At 45.8% G+C, this 22625-nt stretch carries 20 protein-coding genes; 9 read left to right on the top strand and 11 right to left on the bottom strand.

Annotation, left to right across the window (positions count from 1 at the left end; genetic code table 11):
• Window positions 1-83: 83 nt before the first annotated feature.
• Together QZ367_RS07055 and QZ367_RS07050 are read left to right on the top strand one after the other, a co-directional pair.
• Window positions 84-2054, top strand: a complete 1971-nt coding sequence (locus QZ367_RS07055; RefSeq protein ID WP_291938931.1) for a TonB-dependent receptor — start codon at window positions 84-86, stop codon at window positions 2052-2054.
• A gap of 50 nt (window positions 2055-2104) precedes the next feature.
• Entirely contained in the window at window positions 2105-3250 is a 1146-nt protein-coding gene (locus tag QZ367_RS07050; RefSeq protein WP_291938930.1) for a PepSY domain-containing protein, read from the top strand.
• Between the two features lie 189 nt (window positions 3251-3439).
• Here QZ367_RS07050 and QZ367_RS07045 read toward each other — a convergent pair whose 3' ends face one another.
• From QZ367_RS07045 to QZ367_RS07030, 4 genes are all read right to left on the bottom strand, one after another.
• The gene (locus QZ367_RS07045) at window positions 3440-4372 is read right to left on the bottom strand and encodes a D-2-hydroxyacid dehydrogenase (RefSeq protein ID WP_291938929.1); all 933 of its coding nucleotides are present in this window, start codon (window positions 4370-4372) and stop codon (window positions 3440-3442) included.
• A 620-nt stretch (window positions 4373-4992) separates the two neighbouring features.
• The gene (locus QZ367_RS07040; RefSeq protein WP_291938928.1) at window positions 4993-6177 is read right to left on the bottom strand and encodes a glutathionylspermidine synthase family protein; all 1185 of its coding nucleotides are present in this window, start codon (window positions 6175-6177) and stop codon (window positions 4993-4995) included.
• A gap of 867 nt (window positions 6178-7044) precedes the next feature.
• A complete protein-coding gene (locus tag QZ367_RS07035; protein ID WP_291938927.1) occupies window positions 7045-7632 on the bottom strand; it encodes a UPF0323 family lipoprotein in 588 nt (195 codons plus the stop codon).
• Window positions 7629-8267, bottom strand: a complete 639-nt coding sequence (locus QZ367_RS07030; RefSeq protein ID WP_291938926.1) for a helix-turn-helix domain-containing protein — start codon at window positions 8265-8267, stop codon at window positions 7629-7631. Before QZ367_RS07030 ends, QZ367_RS07035 begins: the two co-directional genes overlap by 4 nt.
• A 279-nt stretch (window positions 8268-8546) precedes the next feature.
• On the opposite strand from QZ367_RS07030, the gene QZ367_RS07025 reads away from it, so the two are divergent.
• Window positions 8547-9170, top strand: a complete 624-nt coding sequence (locus QZ367_RS07025) for a TetR/AcrR family transcriptional regulator (RefSeq protein WP_291938925.1) — start codon at window positions 8547-8549, stop codon at window positions 9168-9170.
• A 328-nt stretch (window positions 9171-9498) separates the two neighbouring features.
• Complete coding sequence (locus tag QZ367_RS07020; RefSeq protein WP_291938924.1) at window positions 9499-10839, top strand: FAD-dependent oxidoreductase; 1341 nt, start codon at window positions 9499-9501, stop codon at window positions 10837-10839.
• 206 nt (window positions 10840-11045) lie between these two features.
• Here the strand turns inward: QZ367_RS07020 and QZ367_RS07015 are convergent, their stop codons facing one another.
• The 7 genes from QZ367_RS07015 to QZ367_RS06985 form a co-directional block, all read right to left on the bottom strand.
• Window positions 11046-11603: a hypothetical protein gene (locus QZ367_RS07015; protein ID WP_291938922.1), complete on the bottom strand. Its 558-nt coding sequence runs from the start codon at window positions 11601-11603 to the stop codon at window positions 11046-11048.
• 104 nt (window positions 11604-11707) lie between these two features.
• Complete coding sequence (locus QZ367_RS07010) at window positions 11708-12076, bottom strand: hypothetical protein (RefSeq protein WP_291938920.1); 369 nt, start codon at window positions 12074-12076, stop codon at window positions 11708-11710.
• Between the two features lie 35 nt (window positions 12077-12111).
• Window positions 12112-12594 (bottom strand): hypothetical protein, encoded by a 483-nt coding sequence (locus QZ367_RS07005; protein WP_291938918.1) that lies wholly within the window; start codon window positions 12592-12594, stop codon window positions 12112-12114.
• 179 nt (window positions 12595-12773) lie between these two features.
• Window positions 12774-13127 (bottom strand): hypothetical protein, encoded by a 354-nt coding sequence (locus tag QZ367_RS07000; RefSeq protein WP_291938916.1) that lies wholly within the window; start codon window positions 13125-13127, stop codon window positions 12774-12776.
• Window positions 13128-13173: 46 nt separating this feature from the next.
• Window positions 13174-13701, bottom strand: a complete 528-nt coding sequence (locus QZ367_RS06995; protein WP_291938914.1) for a hypothetical protein — start codon at window positions 13699-13701, stop codon at window positions 13174-13176.
• A 13-nt stretch (window positions 13702-13714) separates the two neighbouring features.
• On the bottom strand, window positions 13715-14122 hold the full coding sequence (locus QZ367_RS06990) for a hypothetical protein (RefSeq protein ID WP_291938912.1): 408 nt from the start codon (window positions 14120-14122) through the stop codon (window positions 13715-13717).
• A gap of 1 nt (window position 14123) precedes the next feature.
• Window positions 14124-14315 carry a hypothetical protein gene (locus tag QZ367_RS06985; RefSeq protein ID WP_291938910.1) on the bottom strand — a complete coding sequence of 64 codons (192 nt, stop codon included), beginning with the start codon at window positions 14313-14315 and terminating at the stop codon, window positions 14124-14126.
• Between the two features lie 313 nt (window positions 14316-14628).
• Between QZ367_RS06985 and QZ367_RS06980 the strand changes: the two genes are divergently transcribed.
• The 5 genes from QZ367_RS06980 (at window position 14629) to QZ367_RS06960 (ending at window position 22614) form a co-directional block, all read left to right on the top strand.
• Window positions 14629-14784 carry a hypothetical protein gene (locus tag QZ367_RS06980; RefSeq protein ID WP_291938908.1) on the top strand — a complete coding sequence of 52 codons (156 nt, stop codon included), beginning with the start codon at window positions 14629-14631 and terminating at the stop codon, window positions 14782-14784.
• A gap of 366 nt (window positions 14785-15150) precedes the next feature.
• Complete coding sequence (locus QZ367_RS06975) at window positions 15151-15996, top strand: universal stress protein (RefSeq protein ID WP_291938906.1); 846 nt, start codon at window positions 15151-15153, stop codon at window positions 15994-15996.
• A gap of 298 nt (window positions 15997-16294) precedes the next feature.
• The gene (locus QZ367_RS06970; RefSeq protein ID WP_291938904.1) at window positions 16295-18772 is read left to right on the top strand and encodes a TonB-dependent siderophore receptor; all 2478 of its coding nucleotides are present in this window, start codon (window positions 16295-16297) and stop codon (window positions 18770-18772) included.
• Window positions 18773-19361: 589 nt separating this feature from the next.
• The gene (locus tag QZ367_RS06965; RefSeq protein WP_291938902.1) at window positions 19362-21263 is read left to right on the top strand and encodes an SbmA/BacA-like family transporter; all 1902 of its coding nucleotides are present in this window, start codon (window positions 19362-19364) and stop codon (window positions 21261-21263) included.
• Between the two features lie 862 nt (window positions 21264-22125).
• Entirely contained in the window at window positions 22126-22614 is a 489-nt protein-coding gene (locus QZ367_RS06960; protein ID WP_291938900.1) for a chemotaxis protein, read from the top strand.
• The last annotated feature ends 11 nt before the right edge of the window (window positions 22615-22625 follow it).

The following is a 22625-nucleotide window of genomic DNA, read 5'->3' as shown; positions in this document are numbered from 1 at the left end:
CCCTTTGCCGTTTAGTATTTCTTGATAATGCATATCTTATTATAGTAAAATGAGTTTAAATTTTAATAAGAAAAGGAGCGTTTGTGCGCGTAATATATAAATTATCGCTGATCACTGCTATAGCGACAGCCGGAATATCGGGCGAGATAGAAAAACAGGACAAAAGTGTAAATTTGGGTGAAATTACCGTAGTCAGTGCTACGGGCTATCGGCAAAATATTCAAGACGCACCCGCTTCCATCTCCGTTCTTACGCAAAAAGAGATACGAAAGCGCAACTACCAAGATGTCTCCGCAATGGTAGAGGATTTGCCGAGTGCCTTTACCGCAACGCTAGGTGCTGCATCGAGAAAAGGCATAAGCCTAAGAGGCCTATCTCAAAAATATACGAAAATTTTAATCGACGGCAAGCCTGCGACCAGCGATAGCGCTTATAAAGGATTAAGAAGTATCGGCAGTAGCCAGAATTTCTTGCCTCCCGCAAATGCGATAGAGCGCATAGAGGTCATACGCGGTCCTATGAGCTCGCTTTACGGCAGCGACGCTATGGGCGGAGTAATAAATATCATCACCAAGGGCTTTTCAAATGAGCCTAGCGGCAATGTAAACGGATACTATACTTTCGCTAAAAAATCGCAAATAAAAGGTGATTATCAAACAGGTTTTTATCTAAACGGAGCTATCGTCCCGGACGTACTAGGTATCGCACTTTACGGCAGATTTTTTGAAAAGATAGAGGATAAAGAGCCTTATGCGAATAGAAATAATGAAGAGACGAATATGGGCGCAAAACTGATGTATAACGTAACGCAGAATGATGAGGTAACGCTTGATTATCGTAAAGTAAATAACAAATTTAGGCGTACATACGGGCGTACGCGAACAACCTCGGGAGGCAATAACGATATTGCGAAAGAGGATATGAAAGGCTACACCGCAAGTCTGTCTCATCAGGGAAAATACGATAAGTTTATGATAGATAGCTATGCAAACTACGATAGCATGAAAGAAAGCGGCGCCCAGGATCTGCGTCTTAGAACGACTACGTTAAATTCTAAAGGCTCATATTTTTTCGATTCAAATGCTTTGAGTTTGGGCGTGCAATACCGAAGCGAGAGATTAAACGAAGCCGCTACTACCGCAGATGAAGCAAATGTCAAAAGATGGGATTATTCGATCTACGGCGAGGATGATTTTTATCTAACTGATGATTTAACGCTAACCGGCGGAATCAGATATAACCGCGATAAAGACTACGGCGGCCATATATCGCCGCGCGCTTATGCCGTTTATCGTTTAAACGAAAGCTTTTCTATTAAAGGCGGCGTTTCGACGGGATATTCAACTCCGGATATTAAGCAGCGTAGTGAGGGCCTTGCCTTGCCGTTTGCAGGAGGCCAGGGAGCGCAGATAGGCAGAAGCTCTTTAAAGCCCGAAAGCAGCATAAGCTACGAAGGCGGGTTTTCTTACGACGATAATAATAAATTTAACTTTAGCGCTACTGCGTTTTATACCGAAATCAAAGATGGAATTTCTACCAAATTGATTTGCCGTCCAAGACCGGGAAATCCTTGCGTGCATAACGGCAAAACTTACAGGCGCGGTATTTGGGATACTATAAATATTGGAGAAGCTGAGGTTAGGGGTCTAGAGCTAAGTAGCGATTATCAAATTTTAGATAATTTGAAGCTGCATGCAAACTACGCCTATACGAAATCCGAGCAAAAAACGGGTAGCGAGAAGGGCAAAACCTTAAATAATTTTCCAATCCATTCGGTAAAGCTAGGATTTGATTACGACGTAAGCTCCAAGCTAAACTTATGGTCGCAAATAAATTATTATAGTAGGACGCGCGATAGCCTAAGCTACGATGAGGATATCCGCTCATACACGCTTTTTGATCTGGGCGCGAGCTATAAAGTTACAAAAGACGCAAGTTTAAATTTTACGCTTTATAACATATTCAACGAATTCGTACTAACGCGCTCGGGAAATTATCAAATGATGGTCGTAGACGGGATGAAGGCGCAGGTTGGATTTAACGTGAATTTTTAAATTCGCGGCGCATAAAATTTCGTCCGCGGATTTAAAATTTAAGGAAATTAATGGCGATTCTAAAAAGGAAAAAATTTTGGTTCAACGTCCACCTTATTTTGACGCTTATATGCTGCGTGCCGATCTTAATCATAGCCCTTAGCGGCGCTATTATCTCGTATCACGACGAGATTATAGATGCGTTAAATCAAAGCAAATCTTTCGTGAGCCCGAGCGGAAAAGACGCTCTTAAGCCCGCCGAAATTTTAAATATTTTCAGAAAAGTCAAGCCCGGTTTTACGCTCAGTTATTATAGAATTCCTCAAAATAAAAATGAGGCGATTAGGCTTTCTGGCACAGATTCTAGCGGCGAGTTTAAATCATATTTTATAGATCCTTATAGCGGTGAAATTACTTCGGAAAATATAGGCGATACGTTTATTGGCGTAGCGCTAAATCTACATACTAATCTAGGATTTGGGCTAAGCAAAAACGAAACTCTGCGGCTAATAGGCAAAAATATCGTGGCGTTTAGCACAATTATGTTTATTTTAGTCTTAATTTCAGGCGTGGTGATCTATTATCCTAGCTTTAGAGGAAAGATTTTACGCGCATTTAGGATAAATTTTAAAGCGAGAGGTTACACGTTTTTATATAGCTTGCACGGCGCGGTCGGAGTTTTGCTGCTGCCCGTTTTGCTTACGATAAGCGCTAGCGGGCTTTATTGGTCGTATGATTGGATAGCCAAAATCACCAACAGAGCGCTAGGGGAAAAGGAAATTTTTAGAAAAACGAGTTTTACCGAAGTGCGAGGATTTTCGCTTGAGGATGAAGATAAAATTTTAAATTTGCAGACGGCATTTGATATTTTTAAGCGTGAACGCGGTGAAAACTACGAATTCTTTAACATCATCGCCCAAAAAGATGGAGAAAATTTTATGATCTTTTATTTCGATAAAGGTGAAGAGGGCGAAGAGCATATGAATACGATGAGCGTAAACGTTAAAAAGGGCATCTTGCGGCATGCTCGCTATGATAATGCGAAAAGCACCATGCCGCGCCCATTCGCTATACATAAAGCCGTTTTGAGCGTGCATTCGGGCTATATCTTCGGCGAGGCAGGCAAGTTCTTATTTTGCGTAGCGGCGATTTCAGTGTTATTTTTTATAATTACGGGATTTTGGATGAGCATAAAAAGAATTTGCAAGAAAAGATAAATCTACGAATTCAAAGTGGAGAGATAGCTTATCCGCGGCATAAATTTAAAATTTTATCCGAAGCAGTATCGCTTCTTTTCAGCTAATAAAATTTTATGTGTAGCGCTTTGAAGTACTATATGCAGAGTCTTTGTGAGCCTTGCGCCGCATCTTGATTTTGTTAAATTTACTTTGGCGTTTTAACTGCATTCATTTGTCGCTCATAAAATCCCTAATATTCTGCGCGATCATCTTTATCAGCCGTTTGCGGGCCTCTATGCTCACCCATGCGATGTGAGGCGTGATGATGACGTTGCGACGATTTTTCACGCGCAGCAGCGGATGATCCGCCCTCATCGGCTCTGTTTGCAGCACATCAAGCGCCGTGCGTAGGCCCCGTTCGTCCACGGCGCGAGCTAGCGCCTCCTCATCCACGATGCCGCCGCGGCCGAAATTCATCAATATTGCCCCCTCTTTCATCTTCGCAAGCTCCGCTTCGCCGATCAATCCCGCCGTTTTTTGATTTAGCGGGGCGTGGATCGAGATGATGTCGCATGCCCTTAAAAGCGCGTCCAGGCTCACTCTGGCAAACTCGCCGTTATCGTTCGCGCCGCTGGTGGAGTAGTATCTCACGTTCGCGCCGAACGCGGCGGCGATGCGGGCGACCTTTGCGCCGATCTGTCCAAGCCCGATGATGCCGAATTCTTTGCCGTAAATTTCGCTGATGGGCGCGTCAATGTGAGTAAAAATTTCGCTCTCGCACCATTTGCCGCTGCTGCCGTAATCCGCGTAGTATCCGAGCGCGTTGGTCAGTGCAAACAGCGATGCGAAGGTCTGCTGCACGACGCTGTTCGTCGAATAGCCCGCCACATTTTTCACCGCGATGCCGCGAGCCTGCGCGGCCTGCATGTCGATGTTATTCGTGCCCGTGGCGCTGACGCAGATCAGCTTAAGCGCGGTTTGCGCCATGATCTCGTCCGTGATTAGAACTTTGTTGGTTATGACGACACCCGCGCCGGCTAGGCGCTGCGCGGTTTGCGCAGGCTCGGTCGTCTCGTAGCTTTCAAACTCGCCCAAGCTCGCGATCTCGCTAAGATCGGCATCGCCTCCTAGCGTCGCGGCATCCAAACATACGATCTTCATATTTTCCCCTTCGCGTTTTAAAATTTTAAGCCGTAGCCGCGCGGTTAAATTTAGCCGTTAAATTCCGTCGCACAGTTTTGGAACACGGCGTCTAAACGGCAAAATTTAACTCTGCGAAATTTAGCTATTGCGGAAATTTGCTCTCGCGAAATTTGGCTATTGCGAATTCTGCCCTCGCGAACTTTAATACTTGCAGTGCACGGGGCGTTAAATTTCAGAATTCTAATTCGCATCGAAGCAAGCGGTAAGCTTTACCGCCGCTGAAACCCTGCGCCTAAATTTTAAAATTCTAATTTGCGCCGAAGCGAGAGATCAATTTTTGTCGCTCGCGCCTAAATTTTAAAATTTAGCTCGCGCAAATCCTGCTCCGCGCGGAATTTTAGTTCACGCCAATTTGATCTGCACGGAATTTTAGCTCACGTCAATTTAACCTGCTCGAAATTTTATCCGCACAGAATTCCGGTAGCGACGCTACGTTAAATTTTGCCGTAGCCTCCTAGCGTTAAATTTTTGCTGCTGAGCGGCGATAAAATTTACCGCCGGCAGAGCCTTGTCGCCAAAGTTATCGCCAAAATACTCCGCCCTAAAATTTCTCAAATTTTATAAAATTTGCCGCGCCGCTACTTTGCATCCTCGATATAATGCCCCACAAATTTTGAGAGATTATTGAGTATCTCGCCGCCCTTACGGAAGCCCAGCGCGCAGCCTTCGTATGCGAAAAATACCCCCGCTTGGTAGCTCTGGGCGCGCTCGTCTTTGTTTAGCTCGTAAAATTCCTGATATAAAAATTTCTGATTTCCGTATTCTCCGCCGTTTTCCTCTATCTTTTTGCCGTCGGCGTCGAAAATCGCTACGTTCGCCCCCTCGCGCGCCAAAAACGGCTTTTTGATCATCTTTTTGCCGATGATCGGCGAAAAGGAGCTTTGTAGCAGCAGCGGGTGGTTCGGATACAGATCCCACAGGATTTTCATAATCCCCTTACTTTGGAAAAGCAGCGTGTATGCGGGATTTAGGATGATCGCCTTTTGGTTTTGCACAATGTTTTTTAAGATGAGCGCAAGCTCGCCCTCCTCGATCGCGATCGCCTCCCAAGGGATCAGTTTGAACCAATACTCGTAGTTTTCGCCCTCAAAAAACACGCCCTCTTCGTCGTTAAATTCCACCTCGTCCACGTAGGCAAAGCGCGTCTTAAAACCCGCATCCTCCGCGGTCTGCTGCAAAAGTTTCGTCGTCTTTTCGTCCTCGACGTTGCCTGCGACGCTGCTAAATAGAATTTTCCACCCTTCGTAAAATTTAGAAAAATCCCCAAGCTCGCCGTCAAGCACCACGAGCCGCTTGAAATTATCGCGCAGCGCGTCGTAGAGGTCGTTGAACTGGCTTGCCTCGTCCATGCCGTTTTCTTTGAGCATCGCCCACTGGATGATCGCCGTCTCAAACACCGCCGTGGGCGTGTCGGCGTTAAATTCTATCAGCTTGATCGGCTTACCGTCCAGCCCGCCCGCAAAATCGAAGCGCCCGTATAGGTGCCAGTGCACCTCGTTTTCCCAGCTTTGTTTGATTAGATCTACGAGATTGAAGGGAATGCCGAGCTCGTGGAAGAGATTATTGTCGATGACGTGCTGCGCGGCCGCGACAAACATCTCGTATAGCTCGTTCGCCGCTTCGTAATACGCATCGGCCTCTGCAGCGCTCACGCGCACGATCTCGTCGCTGACGTAAGGCGTCTCGTCTGCGTCCGTGTGCCAGTAAAAGCCGAGCTTTTCGAGATACTCGTTGCTTAACGGCGTTATCTTTTTTAGTTGCATAGATTTTCCTTTTTATGTAAATTTTAAAATTCCGCCCGCAGCGCAAAACAAATATAGCACTAGTCGCTGTCGGCGTCTTTTTCGAGCGCGGCGAAGCAGAATAAAACGCGAGCTACGAGCTCGCACCTCTAAGCGCACCGGTTAATCAGAGCTCGGCAGGCGAGCGGTGCATTGCCCCGCCGCAGAGCGGCACCTTTTTTGCAAGAAATACACCCTTGCAAGTAGCTCCTCCTCGGCTTCCTCAAAAACTGCGGTACAACTTAATCGCGCGATGCTACGACTTGGATTTCGCTCGGGTAAATTTACTCGCTTTAGCACCGCTCGGCGATATAAAATTTGTCGCAAGAAGCGCTGCGATACGAAATTTAGTCTTGCAGATGCGGCGATTAAAACTTCCACCGCAGCACGGCCTCGCTCGCCTTAACGTCGCGTCGCAATATAAAATTTTATCGCGCGACGCTACCTTTCATATCAAAATTTCGCCCCGCGGCAACGTCTCAGTAAAAAATGCGATCCGATGCGCTCGGCAACGGGCGCGAATTCCGCCTCGTCATAACATCGCCGCGGCATGATTACAAACCGCTATGCGAGTAGCGGCGCGGAATTTTATCTTGACAACCTCGCCGCGTAAGGATTGCGAACCGCTACGTACGCCGTAAAATTTTTCCTGGCGATAACGTAGCCGTAGGACATTGTCCCCCGAGCGATACGTAATTTGCCGTATCGAATTTCACCGAAAACGTGCCATACGGAGTGCGCTTTCGTTTTAGCTAAAATTCTGCTGCGACGGAATTTTGCTCGCTTTCAAGCGTCGCGCGTTAAAATTTAAACTCGCCGCGCAGAGTCGCCGTATGTTTCAAAGCGCGCTTAGCCGCCGAAAAATCCGCCGCTCTTGCCGCTCTTGCTTCCGCCGAAAAATCCGCTTCTGCCGCTTCGCGCCTTATCGTTTTGCTGCTTTGCTTGATTGAAGCTGTCGACGCTTCTAGAGTAGGCGCTCGGGCTTTTGTAGGCGGTTTGGCGCTGGCTTTGATAGGCTGGGTTGTTAAACAGCTTGCCGCCGATCCACGAGCCGATGATGGCGCCTGCAGCGCTTGCCAAGATCGCTTCACCCAGGCTCATGCCGCCGCCGCTAAGCTGTGCGTTTTGATTGGTTAAATTTGAAGTGCCGGCGTCGATTTTGGCGTTTTCCTCAGCCAAAAGAGCTTTAGTTTCCTCATCGCTTAAAATTCTCTCCGTGCCGTCTAGCGATCTTAATATGATCTGAGTTTTTTCGCTCGGAAATTCCTCTAAAATTTTATATTTTCCTGGCGCGACCTCTTCGAGTCGCACGAGTGCGCCTTCTTGCAGACGGACATTTTGCTCCTGCCCCCTATCGTCGCAGCCCGCTAACGAGCCCGCCATAACGAGCCCGAAGCCGCTTACCAGCGCATAGCTAGCGATTTTGCGTAGTTTCATTTAGATCCTTTCAGTGATTTTATATCTAGGCTTTGATTTATCAAAAGCTCGTTTCCCTCGACGCGGATAAACTCGCTCTTGCCGATGTTTTCGATGATTAAGCTTTGCGCTTTGAGGCGCTTTTTGCGTTTGAGTGATTTTACGAATTTTGCAAGGCTCGTCCATTCGCTACGATCGAAGGTTTTTTCTTTGATTTCGACATCGTAGGGTTTGACCTCGCGACTTTTGTTCGAAAGCAGCGGTTTGTCGAAAAACGACAAAAAATACCTGAGCTTCTCATCGCGCTCTTTATACATCAGCTTGATTTCATCTTTCGAGGCGATTAAAATTTCCTCTTTTTCTTTGTGAAGCCTGTCCTTATCGCTTTGTAGCGCTTCGATTTTACCTTTTAACTCGGAGATTTCTTTGATGAGATAGTCGATGAAGCTTTGAGTGCCAGCTGTGCCACTGGTGCGCGGGCTTTTCGCAGAGTTTTGCGAAGCGGGCTCGCTTTGTTGCATTTCATCATCTAAAAGCACGTAGCGTACGCCGCCGCTTTCCTCGGCGCGCAAGGAATTTCTGCGGATGCGGTTGTAGACGGCTTCTTTTGAAATTCCTAAAATTTCGGCTGCTTCGCCGATCGAGACTTTTTTCATACAAAGATGCCTTTTAGCGTTTTAGGTAATTATTGCTAAATTTGCCTAAAATAGGCATTAAACGCTTCGTTTACAAAGATAGATTCCGCCTTATCTCAGCTGGCGCGCGATAAAATTCCGCTCACTCGCGCCCGCACGATATAAAATTTCGCTTCGCTTGCAAAAGCAGCGTAAAATTATTTCTTGCTGAGGTTTTAAAATTTTAGCCCAATAATGTTGCTTAATTAAGTATATTTTTTATACACTTACAAAAAATTTTAGTATTTCAAAGGAGGCGAAATGCCCGAATCGCCTAAATATAAAAAATCCGAAATTCGCTGTAAGCTCATTTTAGACGCGGCGCTGGAGCTGTTTTTAGCCAAAGGCTACGAGGCTACGAGCTTAAGCGATATTATCGAGCTTAGTGGAGGCTCGCTATCGTTGGTTTATAAGTATTTTGATAACAAAGAAAGCCTATTTTTGCGCATCATCGAACTGCAAAGCAAAAAGCTCGATGAGCGAATGAACGAACGCATGCGAATCAACAAAGACCTAAAATTGCGTGAGTATCTGCAGGAGTTTGCAGGGATTTATCTGGAGTTTCTTTTCGCTCCGGAGGCGATAAAATTCTACCGACTGATACTTTTCAGCGGCTTTAACGGAGCGCTTAGCGAGAGCCCAAAAATCTTTTTAAAAAGCGGCGTGCTAGGTTCGCCGAATGCGCTGGATGAGTATTTGGCGGCGCATTCGGACGAGTTTGCGCCCGGACGCACGGCAAAAAGCCTAGCGCTGTATTTTTGCTTTTTACTTAGAGAGCCGCATTTTAGCAGGCTGCTATTTTTCGACGAAAAGCTAAATTTCAAAGCGAGCGAGCTAATCAGGGACCGCATCGATATGTTTTTGCTCGGCGTAAAAAAGCGCTAGTGGCGGAATTTTACAGCATAAATTCCGCGCTTTTTGCACCTTTAAATTTTATGAGCGGTTTGGGGTTTAGAATTTGATTCTATCCGTTACCAAGCGCTATAAAGTGCCGCATATCCCGCGCTTAAAGTTCTAATTCTATCGATGCAAAATTTTTAAAACGATTAGGGCTGAAATTTTTTATTTTCCGTATTAAATTCCGTGCCGCAGTTAGAATTTCGTCGTAAAATTTCGCGCCTCTTGTCTGCGCCTTTAAATTTGCGCCACGCAGATTTTAAATTTAATAAAACCTCTTATAATCCCGCGAAATTTCAGATCAAAAGGATTAAAAATGGATTATGATATCATCGTAATAGGCTTTGGCAAAGCGGGTAAAACCCTTGCCGCAAAATCCGCTGCACTGGGCAAAAAGGTCGCCCTCATCGAGCGCTCACCGCAGATGTACGGCGGCACCTGCATCAACGTAGGCTGCATCCCGACCAAGCGGCTAGTTACGGCGAGCAAGGAAGCTGGCTTCGTAAATTTCAGCGTGCTCGGAGAGTATTTCGTACTGAGTATGCAGAAAAAGGACGAGCTCGTAGAGGCACTGAGGGCGAAAAATTTAGCAATGCTAAAGGGAAGCCCAAATATCGATGTAATCGACGGCGAGGGCTCATTTACGAGCGCAAATTCCGTGCGCGTGCTAAGTCCTGACGGGCAGACGCGTGAAATTTCAGCAGAAACGATCGTCGTAAATACGGGCTCGAGGGAGGTCGAGCCTAGCTTTGAGGTAAGCTCGCAGATCGCTTATATCAGCGAAGAAATTTTAAATTTAAAGATCCTACCGAAGCATCTAGTAATCATCGGCGGCGGATTTATCGGGCTTGAGTTTGCCTCGATGTTTGCGGGATTCGGCTCTAAAGTCAGCGTGCTGATGCGATCGAAATTTATGAAAAACGAAGATGAGGATGTGGCTGCCAGCGTCAAATCCGCTCTGCAGGCCCAAGGCGTGGAGATTATCGAGGGCTGCGAGTTTTTGAGCTTAAAGGGCGGCGAGCTAAAATTTAACCTCGCGGGCGAGAGCAAGGCGGTCGCGGCGGATGCGTTTTTATACGCCCTCGGTCGTCGCGCAAATACGAGCGAGCTAAATTTAGCCGCTGCGGGGGTGCAGACGGACGCGCGCGGCAATATCATCACGAATGAGCATCTGCAAAGCTCGACTGCTGGCATCTACGCAGCAGGCGACGTGCGCGGCGGCGAGATGTTTACCTACACTAGCTTAGACGATTTTAGGATCATTTTTAGCGCGCTTTTCGGAGACGGCGCGCGCACTACGAAAAACCGCGCACCGCATGCAAGCGTGCTGTTTACCCGCACGCCGCTAGCTCGCATCGGCCTTAGCGAACGCAAAGCAAGAGCGAGCGGACGCGAGATCAAGGTGCTAAAGCTTTCGATGGCGGCGGTGCCGGGCGCCAAGGTCGTAGCGCACGACGAGGGAATGATGAAAGCGGTCGTGGACGCGGCTAGCGGCGAAATTTTAGGCGCGGCGCTTCACTGCGTAAACGCGCACGAGATCGTTAATGAGCTGGCGATCGCAATGGCGCTGGGCGCAAAAGCAGACTTTTTCAAAAATCAAATTTTTACGCACCCGAGCATCAGCGAGGCACTGAACGATCTTTTCGGACAGTTTTAAATTTGAAATTTAACGGCGCTCGGGCTTGACGATGCCTGGGCGCACTAGCTAGGCAATGTCCTACCCCAAGCGCCCGGAACAAATTGATCGTGAAATTTAATGCGCCGGAGCGGATTAAATTTAGACTGGGTTAAATAGTTTGAGTCCTTGCCGTCAGCTTCTTTCTTGGATACCAAAGTTGGCTATAAAAGAGATGATTGAAATAGTTAATTGATAAAATATCCGCGTTTAGGAATAGTAAGATTACAATCTATTTGGCACTCGGTAAGAGTATGCGGATAAAATTTCTTCTCGCAGTTTATACAGGCAAAAACGATTTCGTCCGTCGCTTCATTTAACATAACTCTATAATTGCTAGGCGACCATTGCGGGCATTCGCACGCCAAGTCCAAATCCACGCTAACTACCAAGCTATCGAATACAATCGAGTTTAATTCCTCGTAGACTAGTCTTAAGCTCTTTTGATCTTTCAGCGCTTTAATTTTATTTATCAAGCGATATTTGTCCGATTTGATGATCTTTACGCCAAAGAGATCCTTCGCTTTTCCGTCGCCGTAAATCGATAGCTCGGTCGGATAATCTTTAAAATTTAACTTTAACAGCTCGTCCAAGCCGCAACCGTCGTATTCTTTCATAAGAAACAAAATTTTATTTTCAATAAACCATGTCGCTATGCAGCAGCATACTTGCTCGGGATTAAAAGGATGTAGATTTAAAATTCTATTTTCTAACGATAAACACAAATTCCTAATTTTGGGCTGCATTATTTTATCCTTTATTTCTACCTATATCGACGATCTCGACAAAATTTTAGCCATCTTTTCTTTATACTTAATTTTATATTTAGAATTTCACAAATTTAATATCTTTATTTATCCCCAAATATCAAATAGGCTAAATTTTTACTCAAATTCCCATACGCAACTATCCAATATTCTTGTATGATATTTTTGATTTGCAAGTTATCGTCCAGAAAGTCGGCAAATATTTTAATCCTATCTTTGTCTACCGCGCCTAGCTCTTCATCCTCTTTCTCAAACGAAGCGACAATTAAATGCGACAGAGCAATCTTATCGTGGAAATTTAATGTCTTGTCTTCTAGCAAATTTAACATTGACGTAATTTTGCCGATATCTGCTAATTCTAGCTCCCAATCTTGCTCATTTCCCGTCGAATCTAACCCCAAAAGCTTATTTAATTTTATCGCGCTTTCTTTTCTTGCGAAATAATCGGTCATTTTATTATCCTTTATAATGTTTTTAATTGTGATACTTAGCCGTCCGCGCTATCTAGCAGTTTCCTAGAATTTTGCAAAGCCCATACGAAATTTTCGAGCTCTACGCAGTCTTTTAATTCAAATCCAAAATTTAACAAACCTACCGATAGGGCGTCGCCATCTTTTATGACATGCGCTATTAGATTGCCTTTATGTTCTATGCTCACTTTATTTTCATATCTTGTAAATTTAAAGATATTTTCCGAACATCTTCCGTTTCTTTTTGAAAATTTCTCAAATTGCTCCGTAAAATTCGGTGTTTGATTTCCATCTTTTAGCCATAATCCCCCAGCATATAGCGCCCATATAAGCTCGTAAAAATTGATATTATGCCGAGTCTCGGTAGCAGCGACCAAAAGCTTATTCGTTTCATGGTTGATCTCTATTAAAGCCTCTCTGTCCATATGCCAAATCTCGGCTACTACTTTTTCTCTATCCGGCACGGAGGCAATTAAAAATTCAAATTCATTTTCTATCATATCAAAATCCTATTTTTTGTTTTTTACTACCTAATTTAATTTGAATGTTCTATCGTTCGAGCCTAAATTATATTTATCTCATTCTTTTATGACGTCTCGCGCCATACTCTTTACGCGAAATTCCTGCCCTTCTAAATTAAGCATCCGTTTTTCTCCATAATTCTATTAAATCATCATATCTAAATCAAATTTCTATCCATATCAAATATTTTGGGATAGTTTTTATAGTTTATTTCGATATAATCGCCCTTTTTAAATTTTACAGCTTGCGTCGATAAAACCTCTAAAACTACAAATTCAAATCCAAAAAATAGCTCATCCCATCCCTCTTCTCCTTCTTCAAGACTTGGATCACAGCATCCTTCAAAGTCGTCATAAAATCTAACTTTGTATATATCGTTTTCATCAAACTCAATGATAAACTCTCTTTTGTTTAGTTTATATATATTTCTCGCCAAATTTTTCATAATATCGCGTTCGTTATCCGAAAATCTTAACAAAAAATTCTCGTAAATTTCTCTTCCGCTTAGCATTGTGCTCCTTTCTATGGTTTAGCAAAGATTTGTCCGCTTGAGCCTTTTAATCGGCTTCTTGGCTATTGTATTTCGCACTCTCGATCTTTGCAAGCGTTAATTTTGCCAAAGGATTGATAAGCTTAGCGATACAATATTTATTATCGCATGTAATTACGCTTTGGTGACTATCTACCTTCATTGCATTGGAGCAATTTGGGCACATTACATAGCCTTCGCCTAAATCAACGCCAATCGGAAAATTTAGCCCTCTCTGTTCTTTCAAAAATCTAAAAAATTCCTCTTTCGAAATTTTGATATTAGAAAATAATCGAAAAATTTCTTCTGCCTTTTGCCTTATCTCGCCTTCTTTAAAAAATACGTTAGGAGCCCTTTTAAAATCTTCATCAAACTCAGAAAATCTACCCGTCATCATATCCAATTCTTTTAATGCCTGCTCTTCCGCTTTATTGGTTGCGCAATATTGCGATTCCAAATCATACATCTTATAAAATTCATCGCAAAACAGCTCTATATCGCACCAATCGTATATGAATCCAGCTATTAAATAATACAACTCTTCATTTTGCTGCATATTTCACCTCATTTTAAATTTTATCGCCATTTTTATTATTTACGCCTTTTAGAATTTCACGTAATAGCTCGTTTTCGTTTGCATTTTTCTCATCCAATATTGATACGCCCATAGTTGTTGGAGTTATCTTAGATAAAAATAGATTTACAAGCTCCGTTTTTTCATCGATTCCGTATGACAATGTAACGATATCCAATAAATCGTGCCGCTCTATAAAACTATCAAAGATATCTTCTAATCGCGACGCTTTCTCTGCGTAGAAGAATATCCACTTGACGCCTATAAGAAAATCCGTTGTGATATTACTAAAGATATCTATTTTGTCCATAAAGTGCGATCCGATAAGCAAATATATATCCGAGCCGCTTTTAGACAAAGAGTCAAGCTCATAAATAGAACCAATATTTCTATAATTTATCATTTTATTTCTCGCTCCCTTGTTTTTTTATCGTCTTTAGCCACTCTTTTTCAAATTTATAATATCTTTCAAGCTTTTTATTCTTTTCTATTTGATTCCACTTTTCTATCTCGGCATAATCTTGCAGTTCGCCTCCGCACTTAGGGCAAATGCTCCTATCTTTAACGTCCGAGAAATTATAAAATTTACTTCTCATATTTTTGAAATTTTACCGTAATTCTCCTGTAAAATTTTACTTAAATTTGGCTTCAGTCGTTTAAAATTTTATCTCTTTAAAATTTAAATTTCAACCATTGTCCGGCGTTTTAAATTTCTCTATTTTTAAAACGCACGCTGCAAACGCCGCTTTAAAATTTACGCAGATGCGAACAGGTAAGAGGGCGCCGTTATAAATCTAAAGCCAAATTTTATTTCTAGCCATTTTTTAATTTGTTTCTTATTTTTAATATATTAAAACCCCGCTCCGTTTCATTTGCAAATTTGAAACGTATTTCTAAAAAGGAAAATCAATGAGCGAAAGAAATTTACAAATTTTAGGTTGGGCGGGCACACGCCTGTCGGTCATCATGTATGTATCCTATGTGCCGAATATAATGGCAAATTTAGACGGCAACAAAGTCCCGTTTCTCCAGCCGCTCGCAGCCGCGATAAACTGCACGATATAGCTTAGCTACGGCCTGCTAAAGCCCAAAAAGGACTATCCGCTCGCCGCGGCGAATTTCCCGGGGATCATCTTTGGGCTACTAACCGCAATAACGGCGCTTTAAACCGCACTTTTAGCGGCTTGATAAATTTTAAAACCGCCCGCGCCGCACCTTGTCTGCCGCGTCTGTACAGCGCGCCCACCTGCCACGCTGAGCCTAAGCTAGCTTGCCACAAGCGCGCCCGCACCTCACAAATCCATTACGACGCGGCTTTAAAATTTCACAAAATCGCCCGCGCCGCATTCAAGTTCGCCGAATTTAAATAACTTTTATACAAAATTTGATAAGCTTATTTTGATTAAAATTTTATCTTTAAAAGGACGAAAAATGAAAAAGGTCATCACTTGCGTCGATCAAAATGCGCTTGCCCCGGCGGTTAGAGATTACGGAATTTACGTCGCTAAAACCTTGGGTGCCGAGCTCGTATTTATTCACGTGGTTGAAATCCCGGAGCTTGGCGAGAATTTTTATGGGCTAGCCGCAGGCGGAATCGTCCTAGGAGAGAATGATATCCTTGCAAATAGCTACGGAAGTCCCACACTAGGCGGCGTGGATGCGGAGAAAGACCACGAAGAAGCTGAAGCGATGCTGGATGAATATATCTGCGCTGCGACTGCTGCGGGTCTAAAGGCGAGTAAGATCATTAAAGATGGCGATTTTATCGACGTTATCGCCGAGTACAAGGACGAAGCTGAAATTTTTGTACTCGGTATCAAGGGCTCGAATAACGAGGACGTAGGCTTTAACGCAAGCGTGCTGATAAAGGAGCTTCACGTGCCATCGCTGCTCGTGAATAAGGAATTTTCACCGATTAACTCCGTGCTCATCGCATTTGACGGCACTGACGCGGCGAAACGCACACTTGAGTTTATAAAGAGCTCAAAGCTTCTTGCGAGCGCACATAAGCATGTCTTGCACATTAATGCGGGTGCCACAGAGGGTGAGCGGATGCTGGATCTAGCGCGCGAAATTTTAGGCACTCAAAACGCCACTTTCAAATACATCCAAGCGGAAGTGCCCGCCGATGAGATCATCAAATATCGCCGCGCCAATAACCTCGATCTGATCGCTACCGGTGCCTTTACGAAGGGCTTTTTCAAAAAGCTCTTTTTAGGCAGCGTTTCCGAGGATATCTTGCACAATGCGCTTGTACCGGTGCTAGTGCTATCGTAATCGCAAGACCAAACGCCGATAAGCGCTAAATTCCGTCGCTTACGTTATTTTAAAGCGGCGGAATTTTAGAATTTTAAATTTTTAAATCCTTTGTTTTTCAAATTCATATACTTTTTAAAATCCATATAAATTTTGCTTAAAAATTCGTCAATAGATCTTATTAAATTCCGTTAAATTAGTAATTACATATAAAATTTTATGATTTAGTTTATTAAAAATTTTATTATTATTTAAGAAGAATTGTAAGATAATCTCGCCAGCAAATTGATATAGATTATAAAATCTAAAAAGGATTTTTATGAAAAAGGGTAAAATTTTACTTTCTTTTGCGCTACTTTGCTCGCCGTTTTGGCTTACTGCGGCGCAAAATAGCGGCGCTTCTCAAAACTCATCCGCCGCAAGCTCCACCTCTAAAATTTCGTCGTCGCAAAGCTCTGCGCAAAAGCCTGAAAACCCTACCGCTGTAAATTCTGCGCCGCAGGGCAACGCCGTCGTAAGTTCCGCTACTAAAAGCGTTACACAAAATTCTATGCCGCAAAGCGGTAGCGCGGCAAATTCTACGCTGCAGGGCTCAGACGGCGATAATCTCGGCACCATAAACGTCACTGGCAAGGCCGATCTATTGACAACTGAAGGCACCGGTATGTATACGACCGATAATATGAACACCGCCACCGGTCTTGATCTAAGCATTCGCCAGACGCCCCAAACCGTCTCCGTCGTACCCGATCAGCTCATAAAGGATTTGAGCCTTACAAAGGTCGATGACGCGCTAAATTACGTACCCGGCATTACCGCTACCAGCAGATTTGGTATGAGTTTGCCGATATCGCGTGGTTTTAATATCGACAATATCCAAGAGGACGGCATGCAATCCACGACTGCGCTTGCGGCGCAGGGGCTTTACGGGCAGTCTAAGGAGCACACCGATCTTGCATTTTATGACCGCGTCGAGGTTTTGCGCGGCGTAGCGGGTCTTACGCAGAGCAACGGCGAGCCCGGCGGAACTATAAATTTAGTAAGAAAGCGTCCTCAAAAGGAGCTCGGAGCGAATTTATCGCTAAGTGCGGGCAGTTATGATTATTATCGCGGCAGCGTGGACGTGACGGGCGGCTTAAACGAAAGCGGCTCGCTCCGAGGACGGCTCATCGGCGTAAGCGGCAAGGAGGGCTCCTTTAGAGATTTGCAAAATACCGAACGCGGCGCGGCATCGGCGATGGTGGGAGCTGATCTCGGAGATTTTAGCGAAATTTTAGCCGGTGTGATCTATCAAAAGACAAGAAGCGTTTATGATCCTTTCGGCATTCCTGTAGTGGGCAAGGACGGCAACGCGTTAAATTTAAGCAAAAGAACGACCTTTATATCGGATTGGAGCAGGTCGGTTTATGAAAAATATAATACGTTTTTGGAACTAAATCATAAATTTAGCGATAATATCAAGGCTTACGCCAAACTAAACTATACTCACAGCGAGAGCTTGTTGAAATTCGGCGGCTGGCACGGAGTGGGCAGGGATCCTGCAAGCAGATACATAGGCTATGACAGATACGATAACGGCAGCAAGGAGCTAAGCTTTCAGGTAGGTAGCGATATCGGCTATGAGCTGTTTGGGCAAAGCCATGATTTTTTCATAAACGCTACTGCGTCGAAGGAGAGATTTACGCAGCACGATAGAGATGTTTACGGCGGTGCGGCAGGGCTAACGTATGAAAGCTTTAATAAGGGTCTCATAAATAATGAGCCTAATTGGAATGATACGACCGCGCTATGCGCGCTTGGAACCCGCTGCTACAATCTTTACTACACGACTAAAATTTATCAGCAGATGGTTGCGATGGGCACGAGATATAATTTTAACGATGATTGGCATCTGCTCGTAGGCGGCAGATATTCAAGGCTAAAGCGAGAAAGCGCTACGGATAACTATCGCACGGGCCGCCACAGCGAAGACGATATCGTTAAAAAACACAAGATCACGCCTTACGTAGGGCTTACGTGGGATTTTTCGAGAGATCATTCGCTATATGCGAGCTATGCCGAAATTTATAAACCTCAAACCGCTAGGGATAGAAACGAAAAAATTCTAGAGCCGATCGTAGGCTATAACGCCGAAGTGGGCGTAAAGTCGGAATTTTTCGACGGCGCGCTAAATACGACCGTGGCTTTCTTTCAGATCATGCAGGAAAATAGAGCCGTCACCGACTACGATTATTACGACGCTACGGGTCTAAGCAGATCGGTAGCTAGTGGCAAAGTCAGATCCAGAGGCTTTGACATAGAAGCAAACGGTGCAATTACCGACGAGTGGAAAGTATTCGGAGGCTACACCTACAATAAAAGCGAGTATATGAAGGACGAGAGGCGTTTTGCGGCGCTAAGCAACGTCGATTACCGCAAGGGTGCCAATGCCAAGCCTTGGATCCCTAAGCGTATGTTTAAGCTCTACAGCAGCTACGAAATTCCGCTCGTAGCGCAGCAAAAGATCACTTTGGGCGCCGGATTTCGCTATCAGAGCAAGACCGACAACCAATATACCAGGCGCAGTATCTCGACGGGCGCTTATTACCCCGCTAACGACATCCCCGTACAGGGCGGCTACACGATATGGGACGCCAACGCTGCGTATGAATACAATGAGCATTTTAGTTTAAATTTATCGGTAAAAAACATAACCGACAAGCGCTACTTTATCAATCAAAATAACAGAGTAGCGGGACAAAACAACTACTACGGCGAGCCGCGGAATTTTATGCTGACGTTTAATTATAAATATTAAGGCGCCGTTTTGCTCAAAGTCTGCCCGCGCCTTGCTTTGGGCGGGATGCATAAAATTTGCGAGTAAGTCGTATTCGCAAATATTTATGCTCTCAGATCGCGCGGGTTAGTGTCAATGCGAGCGCAGCGGGGCTTGCATGAAGGTATGAGTTGATCGGCGCTCATTAAGCTTGAGCAATCCGGTGCGCCGAAGTCTGCAGACAGGTTTTGCGCGAATAACGAGAGCGCGATTAAATTTTGCATTCGTTCGCGCGGATTTTGTACTTGCAAAGCTGCGAGCGGAGCGAGTACGCAAAGGTGCGTGAGCTAAATTTATCGCAATCCGCGCATGGCGAGGCGGGTAAAATTTGAACGAAGCCGCGGGATTAAAATTTAACTCGCGATTTGGTCGATTAGAGATTGATTAGCGCGAGCGATCGCAGGCGATGCGGGCGATAAATTTAATCTCGCGATTTAATCTCGCGAAATTCCAAGTGAATTAAACGCGCAGAGACTTGCGAGCATAAATACGATCGCGAGATCGCGGGATCAAATTTAATCCCGCGATCTCGCCGCAACCGGCGCTAAATTTTAAAATTTAAAGAGAAAATTTGAAAACGCTAAAGCAATTTTTTGAAATTCTACGTCCACACTGGTTCGGCGAGGGGGCGGCGAAGCTGTGGGCGCTGCTGCTGCTCGCGCTTGGTTTTAGCCTGGCTATCATCAAAATCAGCGTGCTGATGAACGCGTGGGATAAGCGCTTTTACGACGCGCTAAGCGAGCTTAAGGGCGAGCTGATCCCCGCGCTCGTGGGCGAGTTTTTGCTCTACACGGCGCTCATTGTGCTTTTCATCGTCTGCGGCAGCTGGCTTCGCAAACTGCTCATAATCGTCTGGCGCGAGCGGCTAAGCGCGATGATGGAGCGCAAATGGCTACATAACGCAAACTTCTACCGCACGAGCCTTGATGGAAATTTTAGCGCCAGGGGCGGATCAAATTTAGAAAAACCTGGCGACGTAAATTTAGATGAAAATTTAAACGAGCGCACAGAGTGTTCCGCAGCCGAAGCGGACAGCGCGGCTTTGCATGGAGACGTAAAGGGGCTTGAAATTTTACCGAGCACGGCGGAGCAAAATGCAGCAGGGCAAAGCGGCGCAAGCGAGAATAAAATTTCATCCAAAACTTGCGCAGATTGTGAAATTTCAAAAACAATCGCAAAGCTAGACAACCCTGATCAGCGTATCGCCGAGGACAGCTTGCTGCTCGTGCAAAAAAGCGTCGATCTCGTAAAATCGCTCGTCTACAATCTCGCCAAGCTCATCGCCTTCGTCGCGATCTTGTGGCAGGTCTCGAAGGTGCTGAAATTTGAAATTTTCGGCATGCGCTTTGAGATCGAAGGCTTTTTGCTCTACATCGCGCTCCTTTATACGCTGCTTTGCTCGCTGATCACGCATCTCATCGGGCGCAGGCTTAGGGGGCTAAATTTCGCCAAGCAGCGCGCCGAAGCCGACTACCGCTCGGATCTGCTGCTAGTGCGCGAAAACGCGGAAGCCGTAGCCTTTATGCGCGGAGAGGATGCCGAGCGCAGCCGCTTCCGCGCGAGTTTCGGCGAGATCATGAGAAATTGGCGCAGCATCATGAATACGGAATTTCGCCTCGAGTGCTTTTCGGCAAGCTACCTAAAAATCACGAATTTAATCCCGATCTTTGCCTGCTTGCCGCTGTATTTGTCGCGTGCGATGAGCTTCGGCGATATGATGCAGGCGCGCTCGGCGTTTTACAGCGTACAGGACGGATTTGCGTGGTTTATGGACTATTACAAGCAGATCATGGAGTGGGCGGCGAGCGTGCAGAGGATCTATGAGTTCATCTCGCGCATGGACGGCGAGAGCGCAAATCTGCGTGCTTGCGTCAAACAAAGCGACGAAAATTCCGCTCGTTGCGAGGGCTTGTCGGTCTTCACGCCTGCGGGCGAGCCGCTGATCGAGGATCTACGCTTCGAGCTTGCGCCCGCGCAGTTTATAATGCTGCGAGGCAAGAGCGGCGCGGGCAAAAGTACGACTCTGCGCTACGCGGCGGGTCTTTGGCGATATGGCCGCGGCGAGATCAGTCTGCCGCGCACGGGCGTGATGTTTATCCCGCAAAAGCCCTACCTAGCGCCGCTTAGCCTAAAAGAGCTCATTTCCTATCCGCAGCCGCCACGCGCAGACGACGCGGAATTTTTAGAAATTTTACGCCGCGTAGGACTTAAGAAATTTGCCCGCATGCTAAACTCGCGCGCCGATTACGTTAAAATTTTAAGCGGCGGAGAGGCGCAGCGGCTTAGTTTCGCACGTATTTATTACTACAAGCCGAGCTTTGTTTTCGCAGACGAGATCACGTCCGCGCTCGATCCGGTCTCGGCACGCGAGCTGCTACTGAGTCTGCGCGCGGATCTGCCGAGCCTCGGCATGCTAGCGATCGTGCATCAAACGGGGCTTGAGGACATATTCGAGCGGACGATAGAGCTTTAAATTCGGTCCTTTAAATTTCGCGCCGCAGGGATTTTGCCTTTAAATTCATATCTTTTTAAATCCAGATTTATTAAAATTACTCGTTTATATTAAGCGGCGATAAAATTTAGCCGAGACGCTCGGTGTTCGCATACATGGGCATCGGCATCCGCGTGGCTATGCGCTCGCACGCAGTCGGCGGCGGGCAGGCACTACGGCGTGACAAGTGGCTTGGAGATCGATAGCTGGCGTGCGATCACGTTCTGTGCGAAAATTTAAGTCAGTAAAATTTAAACGCAAAATGATCCGCCGAGGAGACATCGCCTAGATAAAATTTTAAACCGAGCCGTGATCGGTAGCGTAACGGCGTGCTAAATACGCGGGCTGCGGCAGCGGCGCGATGCGCGGGCGTCGCAATAAGTCGATAGCGCGTCGGATGGCGCGTAACACATCGGCGGCGCAGACGGCACGCCGTAGTCGAGAAGCGGAGCGGCGATACGTACCTACTCGGCGCCGTATGACATGACCTTCGCTCGGGCAAATCATCATCGTAACGGTGCTACGATCGAAGCGAACAATGCTACCGCGACGGCGGATCGGCAGCACAAGACGGCGCGGCGTGATTACGGCGACGACAGCATAAAATGCCGCAATATGGCAACCGCGATCGACGGGATGCGTAAGCGCAGTGCGAGCAACGCAATAATACCGCCGCGATACGATGATGGCGATCCGCGGAGCGTATAAGTGAAGCAGCGGTACGGACGGCGCAATAACGCCGAGGCGATACGATAGCGGCGACCGGCGGGACGTAGCGCCGCCGTAGCGTTCGCGGGCGCTACGCCTAAGCCGCTAAATTTTAAAAACGAGACAAGGAGATTTGATGCTTAAGGCGGGGATTGTTTATAAATTTGCTCTCATCGTGCTGCTAGCTTGCGCGCTTTGCATTTTGGGCTTTTCGGGCGCCTACTTTGCGCGCGGCGAATACGACGAGACGTGGATGAGCCTGCATAAGATCGCGGGATTCGGTCTGCTTTGCGTCGCGATCTTGCATATAATCACGAGGCGAAAGAAGCTCGTAAAGCTTTGGGGCGAGTTTTTGGACGTGGTTTTGAGCCGCAAGAATCCGGGCTTTTGTAATATGGATCGCATCATCGACGCGATCGAGTCTTATAATATTAGGGAGATCGCTGGTAAAATGGGCTTTGAGCCGGACGAGCTCGCTGTGATTTTGAAATCAAACGGTATCAAGCTCATAAGCGCAGATCAAGACCTGCGTGAGATTGCAAAGTTTAACGATGAAAAAATTTTCTTCATCTTGGTGCTTTTGATCGAGGCAAAATTCGGCAAAGCGGGCGGATGTAAGGTCTAAATTTTAAAAGG

Origin of the sequence: Campylobacter sp., assembly GCF_019423325.1 — a bacterium.
In the GTDB taxonomy this organism is placed as follows: domain Bacteria; phylum Campylobacterota; class Campylobacteria; order Campylobacterales; family Campylobacteraceae; genus Campylobacter_B.
This window is presented reverse-complemented; position numbering and strand designations above follow the sequence as displayed.

What these genes read in the sequence shown, in the direction of transcription:
- QZ367_RS07050 (WP_291938930.1), top strand. Translation starts at nt 2,105, where the DNA reads ATGGCGATTCTAAAAAGGAAAAAATTTTGGTTCAACGTCCACCTTATT.
- QZ367_RS07045 (WP_291938929.1), bottom strand. Translation starts at nt 4,372, where the DNA reads ATGAAGATCGTATGTTTGGATGCCGCGACGCTAGGAGGCGATGCCGAT.
- QZ367_RS07040 (WP_291938928.1), bottom strand. Translation starts at nt 6,177, where the DNA reads ATGCAACTAAAAAAGATAACGCCGTTAAGCAACGAGTATCTCGAAAAG.
- QZ367_RS07035 (WP_291938927.1), bottom strand. Translation starts at nt 7,632, where the DNA reads ATGAAACTACGCAAAATCGCTAGCTATGCGCTGGTAAGCGGCTTCGGG.
- QZ367_RS07030 (WP_291938926.1), bottom strand. Translation starts at nt 8,267, where the DNA reads ATGAAAAAAGTCTCGATCGGCGAAGCAGCCGAAATTTTAGGAATTTCA.
- QZ367_RS07025 (WP_291938925.1), top strand. Translation starts at nt 8,547, where the DNA reads ATGCCCGAATCGCCTAAATATAAAAAATCCGAAATTCGCTGTAAGCTC.
- QZ367_RS07020 (WP_291938924.1), top strand. Translation starts at nt 9,499, where the DNA reads ATGGATTATGATATCATCGTAATAGGCTTTGGCAAAGCGGGTAAAACC.
- QZ367_RS07015 (WP_291938922.1), bottom strand. Translation starts at nt 11,603, where the DNA reads ATGCAGCCCAAAATTAGGAATTTGTGTTTATCGTTAGAAAATAGAATT.
- QZ367_RS07010 (WP_291938920.1), bottom strand. Translation starts at nt 12,076, where the DNA reads ATGACCGATTATTTCGCAAGAAAAGAAAGCGCGATAAAATTAAATAAG.
- QZ367_RS07005 (WP_291938918.1), bottom strand. Translation starts at nt 12,594, where the DNA reads ATGATAGAAAATGAATTTGAATTTTTAATTGCCTCCGTGCCGGATAGA.
- QZ367_RS07000 (WP_291938916.1), bottom strand. Translation starts at nt 13,127, where the DNA reads ATGCTAAGCGGAAGAGAAATTTACGAGAATTTTTTGTTAAGATTTTCG.
- QZ367_RS06995 (WP_291938914.1), bottom strand. Translation starts at nt 13,701, where the DNA reads ATGCAGCAAAATGAAGAGTTGTATTATTTAATAGCTGGATTCATATAC.
- QZ367_RS06990 (WP_291938912.1), bottom strand. Translation starts at nt 14,122, where the DNA reads ATGATAAATTATAGAAATATTGGTTCTATTTATGAGCTTGACTCTTTG.
- QZ367_RS06985 (WP_291938910.1), bottom strand. Translation starts at nt 14,315, where the DNA reads ATGAGAAGTAAATTTTATAATTTCTCGGACGTTAAAGATAGGAGCATT.
- QZ367_RS06980 (WP_291938908.1), top strand. Translation starts at nt 14,629, where the DNA reads ATGAGCGAAAGAAATTTACAAATTTTAGGTTGGGCGGGCACACGCCTG.
- QZ367_RS06975 (WP_291938906.1), top strand. Translation starts at nt 15,151, where the DNA reads ATGAAAAAGGTCATCACTTGCGTCGATCAAAATGCGCTTGCCCCGGCG.
- QZ367_RS06970 (WP_291938904.1), top strand. Translation starts at nt 16,295, where the DNA reads ATGAAAAAGGGTAAAATTTTACTTTCTTTTGCGCTACTTTGCTCGCCG.
- QZ367_RS06960 (WP_291938900.1), top strand. Translation starts at nt 22,126, where the DNA reads ATGCTTAAGGCGGGGATTGTTTATAAATTTGCTCTCATCGTGCTGCTA.